The organism is Actinomycetota bacterium, assembly GCA_040905475.1.
Lineage (GTDB): Bacteria > Actinomycetota > AC-67 > AC-67 > AC-67 > DATFGK01.
In genome coordinates this window covers 26,258-39,206 of the sequence record JBBDRM010000056.1, presented here as the reverse complement: position 1 = coordinate 39,206, position 12,949 = coordinate 26,258, and the positions used below count along the sequence as shown (strand labels likewise).

The following is a 12,949-nucleotide window of genomic DNA, read 5'->3' as shown; positions in this document are numbered from 1 at the left end:
TCGCGAGCGGCGTCTTGACGTTCTTCGCGACGTCGGTCGCCGCGGGCATCGCGAGCTGGTCGCAGAGAACCGGGAAAGAGATCGGGCCCGGCGACGTCGAGGCGGCGACGTGGGCCATCGCCGAGCTCGGCCGCTCGTTCACCGCGCCGCAGTTCTTCCTCGCTCGCGAACAGGTTCTGGTGCACAGCCGCCGGATCGCAGAGTGGTGGACCGGCGGCTTCGACCTCCTGCTCACGCCCACCCTGCCCGAGCCGCCGCCGCCGCTGGGGCACTTCCGCGGCTTACCGGAGAACCCGCTCGAGGGACTTCTTCGCGGCGCGTCCTTCGCGATGCTCTGCGCACCGTTCAACGCGACCGGCCAGCCGGCGATCACGCTCCCGCTCGGCCGGTCGAGCGACGGCTTGCCCGTCGGCGTCCAGCTCGTCGCCGCGTACGGGCGTGAGGATCTGCTCATCCGCGTCGCGTCACAGCTCGAGCAGGCCACGCCGTGGGCCGATCGGTGGCCGGCCGTGTCGCCATGAGATTCGGGCTCGTACCCCCCATCGTCCACCGCAACCCCCGGTTCACCCCGCCGCGGTGGGAGTTCGACGCCGGGATCGACGACCTGGCGTTCGTCGCCCGGGCCGCGGACGAGCTCGGGTACGACTTCATGTGCTTCCCAGGGCACGTCGCGATCCCCGAGGAGGTTGCCGACGTTCGCGGCCTCGTCTACTGGGATCCCGTGGCGACCATGTCGTACATCGCAGCGCGGACACAACGTCTCAAGCTCTGCTCGTACGTCGTGGTGCTCGGCTACTACCACCCGCTGCAGATCGCGAAGTCTTACGGCACCGTCGACCGGCTGTCCGGCGGGCGGCTGATCCTCGGCGTCGGCGTGGGCTCGCTACAGCAGGAGTTCGAGCTGCTCGGCGCGCCGTTCGAGGACCGCGGCCTTCGGGGCGACGACGCGCTGCGAGCGCTGCGGGCGTCCCTCTCGAAGCGGACGCCCGTCTACCACGGCACCTACTTCGACTACGAGGGGTTCGTCGTCGAGCCGCACGCCGTCCAGGAGCGGGTCCCGATCTGGATCGGCGGGCGAACGAAGCGGTCGCTCCGCCGGGCGCTGGAGCTCGCCGACGGATGGTCGCCGTTCAAGCTCTCGATCGAGGAGCTGAAGCCGATGCTCGACGAACGACGCGACGAGATCGACGCGCATGCGGGCTTCGATCTGGTGTTCCCGCCGGACCCTCCCCTCGATCCGATCGGCGATCCGAGCGGGGTCGATCAAGTCCTTACGGCATACCGGTCGCTCGGCGCCACCGCACTCGCTTTGCGCTTCGTCCACCGTTCGCGTGAGCACTACGTCGAGCAGCTCGAAGCGTTCATCCGTGCCGTGAAAGGCTGAACGAAGGAGGAGTCGTGCTCAAGGAATTCAAGTCATTCATCCTGCGAGGAAACGCCGTCGACCTCGCGATCGGCGTCGTGATCGGCGCCGCGTTCGGGGCGGTCGTGAATTCGGTTGTCACGAACCTGCTTACCCCGCTCACGACGATCCCCGGGAAGACGAACTTCGAAGAACTTAGCTTCGTGATCAGCGGCAGTAGATTCCAGTACGGACTCGTCATCAACGCCGTCATCTCATTCATCCTGATCGGGGCTGCCGTCTTCTTCCTCGTCGTTCGGCCCTTGAATCATCTCGAAGAACGCCGGGCGCGAGCGCAGCCCGAGACGCTTCCGACCACGCGCCCTTGTCCGGAATGTCTGAGTGAGATCCCGAGAGACGCGCGGCGCTGCGCGCATTGCACGTCGGAAGTGGGAGCCGCTGCCTGACCAAAGACACTTGTCCCCCTTCGTATACTGAGCGCGAGGGGGCGCAGTTTCCTGGACGGAACGAACGCACGTATCCCAACCCTGCCCGCGCTCGACGGGATCAGGGCACTCGCCATCGCGGCCGTCGTCACCTATCACGGCGAGATCTTCTGGGCGCCCGGCGGGCTCCTCGGCGTTGAGGTCTTCTTCGTCCTCAGCGGCTACCTGATCACGTCCCTGCTCTGGTCGGAACTGCTGGATACGAGCAGGGTCGCGATCGGAACCTTCCTCATGCGTCGCGCGCGCCGGCTCTTCCCCGCGCTCTTCGTCATGCTCGCCCTGGCGTCGACCGCGTTCGTTCTCTGGTTCCCCGACGAAGTCGGCCGCATCCGAGGCGACGTGGCCGCCGCGGCCACCTACACATCGAACTGGTACCTGGTGGGAACGGACCACTCCTACTTCACGACGTTCGCACGCCCTTCTCCATTCGCCCACCTGTGGTCTCTGGCGATCGAGGAGCAGTTCTATCTCCTCTGGCCGCCGATCCTGTTCCTGTTGTGGAAGGTTGCGCGTCGGCGGGCCAAGCGTGTCGCCGCGGCGATCACGGCCGGCGCCGCCGGGTCGGTCGCGGCGCTGTTCCTTCTCTACGCCGGCGGCGATCCCTCCAGGGTGTACTACGGCACCGACACCCGCGCCGCGGGCCTCCTGATCGGCGCCGCCCTTGCGGTCGTGTGGCGGCCGTTCGCGAAGCCGGCGCAAGACCGGCCGCGCGTGCCGAGGTGGGCGCTCGACGGCGCTACCCTCACTTCGCTCGCGTTCTTGGTGTTCGCGTTCATGCGCTTCGACGATCTCTCCTCGTTCACGTATCGCCCCGGCCTGCTGCTCGTCGCTCTCGCGACGGCCACCCTGGTCGGCGCAGCAGTTCATCCCGATGCCCGGGTCGCGAAAGTCCTCGGCAGCTCGCCGCTGCGGTGGCTCGGCAAGCGCTCGTACGGCATCTACATCTGGTACTTCCCCGTTTTCGTCGTGACCCGGCCGGGCGTTGACTACGACATCACGCTCGGAACGGCGTTCGCGATGCGCACCGCCGCGACGCTGACCCTCGCCGAGCTCTCCTATCGATTCATCGAGGAGCCGGTCCGGAACGGCGCGCTCGGCCGCCTATCCGCTCGCATATGGCAAAGCTTGCGAACCCCGGGCGGCGTGCGCCAGCGAACCGCGCTGCGGCTCGTCGGAACCACTGCGATCGCGTCGCTTCTGCTCGCCTCCTTGACCGCAAACATCCTCAACGCCGCACCCCCGCTCGCTGAGGCGGCCGATCAGTCCTCACTCGTAGGCGTCCTCGATCAGGATGACAGCACCGACCCTATGGTCTTCGCCCTGCCTACCCCACACGCGCCCGTCGACGTCCGGCCGCCGGTCGCGATCGGCGACTCGGTGATGACCAGCGCCAGGTCGGCGCTGCGCAACCGCTTCGGGCGCATCCTGATCGATGCCGCGGTGGCGCGGCAGGTGAAGGACGGGATCGCGGCACTCGAGCGGCTGAAGAGCGAGGGCAGGATCGGACGCGTGGTGATCATCCACCTCGGCAACAACGGACGGTGGCTGTCCGCTCAAGTGGACCGCATCATGCGGATCCTCTCCGGCGTGGAGCTGGTCGTTTTCGTCAATGTTCGCGTGCCCCGACGATGGGAGTCCTCCAACAACCAAACCCTTGCGGCCGGGGTTCAACGGCACGCGGGTCGTGCCGTGCTGTTGAATTGGAAGAAGCTCTGGAGAACGTGTCCGGCCAAGACCTTCGGTAAGGACGGGACGCACCTGAGCGCGATCGGGGCCCGTTGCTATTCGCGGCTGATCGCGAACGCTTCGGTCCTCTGATATCGGTCAGAGCACGTCCCGGATGAACGCCGCCATCGCTGTGTAGCCGTCCTCCGTGAGGTGGATGCCGTCGCTCCGCACCCACTCCGGATGAGCGTCGAGCACCGCCCCCCAACCGGGCACAACGAGGCGCCGGTCGGCTTGGTCTGTCGCCGTCAGGATCGCGATCTTCTCCCGGTAGCGGTCCGGGTCCGTGTGATACGGCGGGATCCACACGATGCGCCTCGCGCCGCGCTCGACGAGCAGCTCGCGCAACGCCGCAACGTCTTCCGCGAACCCGTCGCTCGAGAAACCGGGGTTCGAGCCGAGCGCGACCACGACGTTGCGGGGAACGGGATCGTCGCGGTCTTCGATCTCGCCGATCGCCCACGAGACGCTCCGGCCGTTCTCGGCGATGGTTTCGAGTTCCCATCCGTCGAGCGCGAGGATCGCGCCGAGATGACCATGCCGGTCCGCCCCGACCATGAGCGAGTCGCCTATCGCGAGCAACGGTCCACCGGCCGCCGTGGATGTACCCAGTGCCGCCGGCCTCTCTTCCCCGGCCGACAGCGGCGTGTCGTCCGGGCCCTGGTCGTTCACGCTGGCCGTGAGCGCCGAAAGAAGCATCGACGTTGCGAGGAGAGCCCGCCTCAAAGTCATGCGGTAAATCTATTCATTCAGGGCGCTTCCCACGCGAGCACCGTTGCGTCACCGTGGCGGCGACGCAGCTCCTCGACCTCGTGGTCGGGACGTCGTCCGCCGTCGAGATCGCACTCGAGCCGCCCCGCATAACCTGGCGTTTCGGACTTCATAGGGTTGCCCCGGCTCCCGATAGGGATAATGGTGATGACATGATCATCGACGGTTTCGCACGCCAGGTCCCGGACACCGATCCGGAGGAGACCGCCGAGTGGCTCGAGTCCTTCCAGGCGCTGCTCGACGGCAAAGGCAAGACGCGCGCCCGGTACCTGCTGATCAAGCTTCTCGAGCGCGCTCGCGAGGAACAGGTTGGATTCCCCGCGACCGTCTCTACCCACTACGTCAACACGATCCCCGCCGACAAGGAGCCGCCGTTCCCCGGCGATGAGCACATCGAGCGCCGCATCCGCGCGTTTATCCGTTGGAACGCCGCCGTCATGGTCACGCGCGCGAACATGCTCTCCGAAGGTATCGGCGGACACCTCGCGACCTACGCCTCCTCGGCGTCGCTCTACGAGGTCGGCTTCAACCACTTCTTCCACGGCAAGGACGGCGAGCGCCCCGGCGACCTGATCTCCTTCCAGGGACATGCGGCGCCGGGGATCTACGCGCGCGCGTTCCTCGAGGGACGCTTCACCGAGGATCAGCTCGATCACTTCCGGCGCGAGCTCGGCGGCCGTGGCTTGTCGTCCTATCCGCACCCGCGTCTGATGCCGGAGTTCTGGGAGTTCCCGACGGTGTCGATGGGACTCGGGCCGCTGGCGTCGATCTATCAAGCGCGATTCAACCGTTATCTGAACCATCGGGGTTTGGTGGATACCTCGACCTCGAAGGTGTGGTGCTTCGTCGGCGACGGCGAAACCGACGAGCCGGAGACGCTCGGCTCTTTGTCGCTGGCCGCTCGCGAGCAGCTCGACAACCTGATCTGGGTCGTGAACTGCAACCTGCAGCGGCTCGACGGTCCGGTCCGCGGCAACGGCAAGATCATCCAGGAGCTCGAGGCGGTGTTCCGCGGCGCCGGCTGGAACGTCATCAAGGTCATCTGGGGCCGGAAGTGGGACGAGCTCCTCGCGAAGGACCACGACGGCGTCCTCGTGGCCAAGATGGACTCGACGCTCGACGGCGAGTTCCAGAAGTACGCGACCGAGTCGGGGGCCTACATCCGCGAGCACTTCTTCGGCCCAGACGAGCGGCTCAGGAAACTCGTCGAGCACCTCTCCGACGAGGAGCTCCGGATGCTCCCGCGCGGCGGTCACGACTACAGCAAGCTGTACGCCGCCTACCGCGCCGCAACCGAGAACGAGGGCGCTCCGACGGTGATCCTCGCGAAGACGATCAAGGGCTGGACGCTCGGCCCCGACATCGAAGCCCGCAACGTCACCCACCAGATCAAGAAGATGTCGTCGAAGCAGCTTCGCGAGCTTCGCGAGCGCCTCTACCTCCAGGACGAGATCCCCGAACAGGCGGTCGACGAGGAGGAGGAGCTGCCGCCCTACTACCGGCCGGCCGAGGGCTCCGAGATCCACGAATACTTGATGGAGCGCCGGCGCGTGTTAGGCGGCTCGGTGCCCAAGCGACGGTCGTCATGGGAGCCGCTCGAACAACCGGCCGAGGGAACCTTCGACGCCTTCCTGCAGGGATCCAAGGACCGCGCGGTGTCGACCACCATGGCCCTGACGGGGATCATCCGTGCGCTGATGCGCGACAAGAAGATGGGCGCTCGGGTGGTACCGATCATCCCCGACGAGGCGCGCACGTTCGGCATGGACCCGCTGTTCGCCGAGTTCGGTATCTACGCGCCCTTCGGACAGCTCTACGAGCCGGTCGACGCGGGGATGCTCCTCACCTACAAGGAATCGAAGACGGGCCAGATCCTCGAGGAGGGCATCACCGAAGCTGGGTCGATGGCCTCGCTGCAGGCGGCCGGCAGCTCCTACGCGACCTGGGGTGTGCCGACCGTGCCGTTCTTCATCTTCTATTCGATGTTCGGGTTCCAGCGGGTCGGGGATCTGATCTGGCAGTTCGGCGATATCCGCGGCCGGGGTTTCCTCTGCGGGGGAACGGCCGGCCGGACGACGCTCAACGGCGAGGGTTTGCAGCACGAGGACGGGCACTCATTGGTGCTGTCGTCGACCGTGCCGAACATCCGAACCTACGACCCGGCTTTCGCCTACGAGCTGGCGCTGATCGTCCGTGACGGCATCGAGCGGATGTACGGCGGCGAGCCCGAGGACTGCTTCTACTACCTCACGCTGTACAACGAGAACTACGCGATGCCTCCGATGCCCGACGGGGTTGAGGACGGCGTGCTCCGCGGACTGTACCGATTCGCGACCGCGCCCGACGGGCCGTCCCGCCACGCGACGATCCTGTTCAGCGGTGTTGCATGGAAGGCCGCGATGGAAGCACGCGAGCTGCTCGCCTCGGATCACGACGTGGCCGCCGAGTGCTGGAGTGCGACGTCCTACAAGCTGCTGCGCGAGGAGGCGCTGTCGGCCGAGCGGTGGTCGCGCCTGCACCCGAACGAGCCGGCGCGGGTGCCGTTCGTGACCTCCACGCTCGCCGAGGTCGGCGGCCCCGTCATCGCAGTCACGGACTTCATGAAAGCGGTTCCGGACATGATCAGCAGGTGGGTGCCGGGCCCGTTCGTCCCGCTGGGGACCGACGGCTTCGGCCGCTCCGATACCCGCGCCGCGCTGCGACGCCACTTCGAGGTGGACGCCGGCAACGTGGTGGTGGCGACGCTACACGCTCTCGCCCAAGCCGGCGAAGCCAAGCCGGAAGAGGTCGCGGAAGCGATCGCGCGCTACGAGATCAACTCCGAAGCACCCGACCCGCGCACCGCCTGAGTCAGTACCCCAGGCTGACGTCCACCAGCCCTTCCAACGCCTCCCCTTTGGCGAAGTGCTTCACGTTGCGTTCGACGAGCGCCTTCAGCTCGGGGATCGCCATCGCGAACGTGTTCGCGGCGTGCGAGGTGATGATCACGTTCTCCATCTCCCAAAGCGGGTGACCGTCGGGGAGCGGCTCGGGATCGGTGACGTCGAGCGCCGCACCGGCGATCCGCCCGTCGCGCAACGCCTCGACGAGTGCCTCGGTGTCGACGAGTCCACCCCGCGCGACGTTAACGAGCCACGCGCTCGGCTTCATCGCGCGGAGCGCCTCCGCGTCGACGAGCTTCGCGGTCTCGGCCGTGAGCGGGGCCGCGAGCACGACCCAGTCTGCTTCGGGGAGGAGCTCAGCGATCCGCGTGAACGGCAGGGTCCGTTCGGCGCCTTCCAACCCCCGGCCGGAACGGTTGACCGCGAGCAGCCGCGGCCCGAGCGGGCGGAGCATCTCGGCCAGCGCGGTCCCGATCCCTCCGGTCCCGACGATGAGCACCGTCCCACCGGCCACCCGCCGCGTTGCGGTTAACTCCTTGTTCGACAACCAGCGTCGCGTGCGCGCATGCCGGTGAAGCTCCCGAGCGGCGAGGAGCACCAGCGCGAGAGCGTGCTCGGCGGTGGCCGGGCCGTAGATCCCTTTGGCGCAGGTCCAGGTGCGGGAGGGATCGATGACGCCGGCGTTGGCGAACGACTCGATGCCGGCGAACGGGAGCTGAACCCAGCGTGCCGGCGACCGCCCGAGGACCTCGCGAATGCCCTCGGGATCACGCGGATCGGTCCAGACGATCCCGTCGGCCTCTGCCTCCCCGACCAAGGCTCCGCCGGCATGGATCACGGCTTGCTCGATATCGGCGTTCGAAGGAAGGACGGCGATCTTCGGACTCGTCACCGCCGAGAGTCTAGGGGGTCGCGTGCCGGGGACGAGGTAGGCGAATCCGTCGGCTTTCGGGCCAGACCCCGCTCAAGTTCGCGCTTCCAGATGACTCAGAAGGTCTATGGACCGCTCGGTAATCACCTACGTACCTTCTAGTAGGGGCGGTGATTTTCCCTACACCTACCGGGGGATACGGCGGCGATGACTGAAACGATGATCAAACGTGTGTCCCCCATAGCCAAGAGAACGGCGCTGGTGGCCGCCGCCTACATGGTCGGCGCCATCGCCGGGCTACAGATGGCGGTCGACAATCCGAACGTAACGTCGGTATGGCCGCCGACGGGGATCGCCGTCGCCGCGGTCGTCCTTTTCGGCCCTCGGATCTGGCCCGGCATCGCTGCAGGGGCCCTCCTTTCAAACGTCATCAACGGGGCGCCCTTGGAGACCGCGCTCGCCATCTCCGTCGGCAACACGATCGCCCCGCTCATGGCGGGGGCCCTGCTCCGCTACATGGGTTTCCGGCCCACACTCAGCCGTCTCAAGGACGTGGCGGTGCTGATGTTCGTGGGAGGTCTCGGCGCGATGCTCGTCAGCGCCACCCTGGGGACGATCTCCCTCTCGGCGACGGGGCAGATCGTGCCCGGGCATCATGTCTTCTCGGCGTGGCTCACCTGGTGGATCGGGGACGCGCTCGGCGTGATGATCCTTGGGCCCTTGATCATGGTCTTTGGTTCCCGCGGAGCCGGCACCGAGCTCGTGCGGGATCGTCCCATCGAGGCCGCGGCATTGCTCGCCGTTTCGCTCACGATGGCGCTCTTGGTGTTCACGACGGCGCTCCCGCTCCGGTATCTCGTGTTCCCCTTGGTGCTGTGGGCAGCGCTTCGTTTCCATCAGCGAGGCGCCGCGACCCTCACGGTTCTGATGGCGGGGGTCGCTCTCGTCCAAGGGACGAGCAGTGGCTCTCCGTTCGCGGGTCTCTCCCCGACCATGCGCCTGCTTGCGCTGCACGGATTCAACGTGGCCGTAGCGATCACATCGCTCTCGCTCGCCGCCGTCTCGTCCGAACGCCTCCGCGCGCAGATCGCGCTCAAGAAGGCCGCGGATGAGCTGGAGGAGCGGGTCGAGCGACGGACCGCCGAGCTGCGCGTCAGCGAACAACGGATGCTGGAGGCGCAGGCGCTCTCCCATGTCGGTTCCTTCCACTGGAACATCGCGGAAGATCGGGTCACGTGGACGGACGAGATGTACCGGGTCTTCGGCCAGACGCCGCAGGAGTTCCCCGCAACCTTCGAGGGCTACCTCGAGATCGTGCACCCCGACGACCGTCCACGGATAAAGGCGACTATAGAGAAGTCGGTTGCGACCTCAGGATCCTACGACCACGAATACCGGATCGTGCGGCCGGACGGCGTCATGCGATGGGTTCACGGTCGAGGCGAAGCCGTTCAGGACGAAAGAACGGGTGTGCTCGTCGGCCTCGCCGGGTTCTGTCACGACATCACGCAACGCAAAGCCGTCGAGGACTCGCTCCGTTCCGCATACGAAAGCGAGAGGGAAGTGGCGCGGCGGCTGCTCGCGCTCGACGAGATGAAGGACTCGCTGCTTACGGCGGTGTCCCACGAGCTGCGGACGCCGCTGACCGTCATCATCGGCGTGGCCGACACGCTTGAGCGTCGCGACATCCCACTCAACACCGACGACGGCCGCTACTTGCTGAGCCGCCTGAGCGCGAACGCCCGGCGCCTGCACAAGCTGCTGATGGATCTGCTCGACCTCGATCGCCTCAACCGGGGTGTTCTGGAGCCACGACCCCGACCGACCCCCCTGCGCGATCTTGCCCTTCGCATCTTGGAGTCGCTCGATATGGGAGACGCGCATCGGGTGAACCTCGAGCTCAACGGCGCGGTGCTCCTGGCCGATCCCTCGCACGTGGAGCGGATCTTGGAGAACCTGCTCATCAACGCCTCGAAACACACGCCGGCCGGCACGCAGATCTGGGTGCGCGCGGAGCCGAACGGCTCGGGCACGGTCCTCGTCGTCGAAGATGCCGGGCCCGGCGTCGAGCCCGATCTTCGCAGCGTCATCTTCGAGCCGTTCCGGCAGGGAGACACCCCTTCACACGCGCCGGGCACCGGGATCGGGCTGTCGCTGGTCGCCCGCTTCGCACACTTGAATGGCGGTCGCGCCTGGCTGGAGGAACGACCCGGCGGCGGCGCGTCGTTCCGTGTGCTCCTGCCGTCGGCTCCGGTCGGCGAGCTCTCCCCCGGCGAGGCGGCAGGCGCAGCTTAGAGGCGTCAGTCCTCGCTCGTCAGCGCCTCATTCCGGCGCATCACCACGTCGGACACTCGCGCAAGGATCGGGCCGATCACGACGAGCAGCAGCACGTAGGCGACCGTCACCGATGCCAGCTTCACGGTGAGCCCGGACGTCACGCCGAGCCCGGCAATCGCGAGCGAGAACTCACCCCGAGCGACGAGCCCGGTTGCTGCGCGCACGCGCTCCCGGCGTTCCATCCCGCTGTTCCTCGTCGCGAGCCAGCCGGTCAGAGCCTTGCTCGCGATCCCAACGAAGCCGAGCAGGGCCGCCGCACCGAGCACGGGCGGCAGGGACGCCGGGTCGACCTGCAGGCCGATAAAAGCGAAGAAGAACGCCGAGAACAGGTCGCGAAGCGGGGCGAGGAGCTGGCGGGCGCTTTGCGCAGCCGGACCGGACAGGACGATGCCGATCAGCAGTGCGCCGACCGCGGCCGAGACGTCGATCAGCTCCGCGAGGCCGGCCACGAGCAGCGCGAGCCCGAGGATCGTCAGCAGCAGCGCTTCCTCCGACGTGCTGAACACGAGGCGACTGATGCCGACCTGGACGCGCATCGCGAGCAGAAGCACCACGATCACGCCCAGCACGGCGAGCGCCGCCGACCCGAACCCTGCGAGGGTGGCTCCCCCGACCACCAGCACGCCGAGGATCGGCAGGTACAGGGCCATCGTGAGGTCCTCGATCACGCACACCGAGACGACGAACTGCGCCCCCCTCCCGCCGGACCACCCCAGGTCCGAGATGATCTTGGCCGCGACCCCCGACGACGTCACGAGCGTCACGCCGCCGAGGAACAGGGACGTCACCAGTCCGAAGTCGAGCAAGAACCCCGCGAGGAAGCCCGGCGTGAAGTTGAGCACGACATCGAACAGCGCGGTGGGGACCGAGCGACGCATCGTGGTGATGAGGTCGCGAGCCGAGTACTCGAGGCCGAGCATGAACAGCAGGAGGATGAGGCCGATCTCGCTGCCGATCTCGACGAAGCTGTGAGTGGTGCCGAGCGGGAGGAGCCCGCCCTCGCCGAAGGCGAGGCCGGCCAGCAGGTAGAACGGGATGGCCGGGATGGCGAACTGGCTGGCGAGGCGCGCGAGGACGGCGAGGGCGAGGATGAGGCCCCCGAGCTCGAGCAGGCGCGCCGCGTCCACGACGGAAGGTTAGTCGGTTGGGCCCGAGCGGCCAGGTGAGTTTGGTTTCTACGGTGTTGGTTCGGCGGGGCGTAGTCCAGGAGAGCGAATGTGGAAGCGTGTCCTTCCTGGTCTTGCTCCCGATGGCGACGGGTGCCGAGCACGAGCCGGACGCGGCTCGGCCCCTTTCAGGAGTCACAAATAGGTCAGGTTCGAACTACAGTCGTGTAATTCCAATGACGCTTGCGCTCTTGCTGTCTTCTGCCGATAATTATCGAGACTGCGTTTTGCAGTCTCGAGAGTGGGAGTGACAGGCATGGACTGGGTAGGGCGCTTTCCCCTTGTGGACCGAGATGAAATCGTTCGCGCGTTTCGGCCTGGAACGACTCCAAAGGAGCGCACATTTCGTACGCTGAGGAAGCGCGGCCTTATTTCTCGCGGGTTCCGAATTCAGGTTCGTCGACGCAATCGGTTGGCCGGACAAGTCTGGGTCTACTCAGCATTGAATTTAGATGCCGCTGTTCTAGCGCGCCATGGCGACGACGAAGAAGCTGTAAGGGTCGCCACAGAGGCCGAGAAACAAGAGGCTCGTTGGGAAACCAGGCTGGCCGACGTCGCAGTCGCACTAGAGCTGCCGCTCGAAACGCTCCAGGCCTTCAAGGATCTTCGTAATCAACTTGTCCATGAGCTCCTTCCTTTAGCGCAGGAGATCGAGCGAGTCCGCGACACATTCAAGCCGTTAAAGGATCTCATTGATGAGCAGTTTGGAATCGTGAAGACGTTGAGCGAGAGTTGGGCATCACTCGAGATTCTGAGTTCTGCCCATCAAATCGTCGAGGTCAAGCGCCTCCTTACCGAAGCCTCCTCGATAGCAATCGGCGACTTCGCTCTACTACGCTCCGAACTGTTTCAAGGTCAGTCACTGCTAGAGCTCGTGCCGGCCGTGTGGGATCCGAATGCTCGCAGGGACCTCCCTTCATCGGAAGAAGCGACTGCCCTCAGCCAGCATCTGACGGAGCTTCTCGAACCGGTCGAACCATCGCCTGCGGTTTGGGCAGAGCTTCGTAAACGACGTGCGGCCGGTGACACGGTTCGAATCCCAACGCAAAAGATTCGGATTCTCGGCTAGTGTGGCAACTTGGGCGCGCGCAGCCGAAAAGAACGACCGACCTCTGCTCCAAGCTTTCACGTGTACAAGGGCGGAAGGACCCGACTACGAACGAATCGTGCAAACGTGGATCAGGCGGGACTCCCTCTCTGACACGAATCTAAATACAAGGGCTGACCAGAGGCTCCTACTTCTGTTCCATAACGACTACCACTTCGGGGTTGTTGCGCACGCCCGTACAAACCTGGGGAGCGAGCCCGCGCGTTCGTGGATCTATGGCGCTATTGCGATTGGGCGTCAG

At 66.3% G+C, this 12,949-nt stretch carries 11 protein-coding genes; 7 read left to right on the top strand and 4 right to left on the bottom strand.

Annotated features, from left to right (window positions below; translation table 11 throughout):
* The 4 genes from WEB06_05055 to WEB06_05040 form a co-directional block, all read left to right on the top strand.
* Positions 1-521, top strand: a 521-nt coding sequence (locus WEB06_05055) for an amidase family protein (protein MEX2554980.1), incomplete at its 5' end; no start/stop codon positions are given.
* Positions 488-1,384 (top strand): TIGR03619 family F420-dependent LLM class oxidoreductase, encoded by an 897-nt coding sequence (locus WEB06_05050; GenBank protein MEX2554979.1) that lies wholly within the window; start codon positions 488-490, stop codon positions 1,382-1,384. The genes WEB06_05055 and WEB06_05050, both read left to right, overlap by 34 nt.
* A 14-nt stretch (positions 1,385-1,398) precedes the next feature.
* Positions 1,399-1,809 (top strand): large conductance mechanosensitive channel protein MscL, encoded by a 411-nt coding sequence (gene mscL, locus WEB06_05045; protein MEX2554978.1) that lies wholly within the window; start codon positions 1,399-1,401, stop codon positions 1,807-1,809.
* 24 nt (positions 1,810-1,833) lie between these two features.
* Complete coding sequence (locus WEB06_05040) at positions 1,834-3,666, top strand: acyltransferase family protein (protein MEX2554977.1); 1,833 nt, start codon at positions 1,834-1,836, stop codon at positions 3,664-3,666.
* Between the two features lie 6 nt (positions 3,667-3,672).
* Here the strand turns inward: WEB06_05040 and WEB06_05035 are convergent, their stop codons facing one another.
* Positions 3,673-4,305, bottom strand: a complete 633-nt coding sequence (locus WEB06_05035; GenBank protein ID MEX2554976.1) for a hypothetical protein — start codon at positions 4,303-4,305, stop codon at positions 3,673-3,675.
* Positions 4,306-4,322: 17 nt separating this feature from the next.
* On the bottom strand, positions 4,323-4,457 hold the full coding sequence (locus WEB06_05030) for a hypothetical protein (protein MEX2554975.1): 135 nt from the start codon (positions 4,455-4,457) through the stop codon (positions 4,323-4,325).
* 39 nt (positions 4,458-4,496) lie between these two features.
* Here WEB06_05030 and aceE point away from each other — a divergent pair, with 39 nt between their 5' ends.
* Positions 4,497-7,193, top strand: coding sequence for a pyruvate dehydrogenase (acetyl-transferring), homodimeric type (aceE, locus tag WEB06_05025; GenBank protein ID MEX2554974.1), 2,697 nt, complete (start codon positions 4,497-4,499; stop codon positions 7,191-7,193).
* 1 nt (position 7,194) lies between these two features.
* Here aceE and WEB06_05020 read toward each other — a convergent pair whose 3' ends face one another.
* Entirely contained in the window at positions 7,195-8,118 is a 924-nt protein-coding gene (locus WEB06_05020; protein MEX2554973.1) for a D-isomer specific 2-hydroxyacid dehydrogenase family protein, read from the bottom strand.
* A 186-nt stretch (positions 8,119-8,304) separates the two neighbouring features.
* On the opposite strand from WEB06_05020, the gene WEB06_05015 reads away from it, so the two are divergent.
* Positions 8,305-10,392, top strand: a complete 2,088-nt coding sequence (locus tag WEB06_05015; protein ID MEX2554972.1) for an MASE1 domain-containing protein — start codon at positions 8,305-8,307, stop codon at positions 10,390-10,392.
* Positions 10,393-10,397: 5 nt separating this feature from the next.
* On the opposite strand, the gene WEB06_05010 is transcribed toward WEB06_05015, so the two are convergent.
* Positions 10,398-11,561 carry a cation:proton antiporter gene (locus WEB06_05010; GenBank protein ID MEX2554971.1) on the bottom strand — a complete coding sequence of 388 codons (1,164 nt, stop codon included), beginning with the start codon at positions 11,559-11,561 and terminating at the stop codon, positions 10,398-10,400.
* Between the two features lie 295 nt (positions 11,562-11,856).
* Between WEB06_05010 and WEB06_05005 the strand changes: the two genes are divergently transcribed.
* Positions 11,857-12,669, top strand: coding sequence for a hypothetical protein (locus WEB06_05005; GenBank protein MEX2554970.1), 813 nt, complete (start codon positions 11,857-11,859; stop codon positions 12,667-12,669).
* Positions 12,670-12,949 lie beyond the last annotated feature (280 nt).

Bases quoted from the DNA above. Each gene is read 5' to 3' on its own strand.
- WEB06_05035 (MEX2554976.1), bottom strand. From the start codon at position 4,305: ATGACTTTGAGGCGGGCTCTCCTCGCAACGTCGATGCTTCTTTCGGCG.
- WEB06_05015 (MEX2554972.1), top strand. From the start codon at position 8,305: ATGACTGAAACGATGATCAAACGTGTGTCCCCCATAGCCAAGAGAACG.
- WEB06_05005 (MEX2554970.1), top strand. From the start codon at position 11,857: ATGGACTGGGTAGGGCGCTTTCCCCTTGTGGACCGAGATGAAATCGTT.
- WEB06_05030 (MEX2554975.1), bottom strand. From the start codon at position 4,457: ATGAAGTCCGAAACGCCAGGTTATGCGGGGCGGCTCGAGTGCGATCTC.
- aceE (MEX2554974.1), top strand. From the start codon at position 4,497: ATGATCATCGACGGTTTCGCACGCCAGGTCCCGGACACCGATCCGGAG.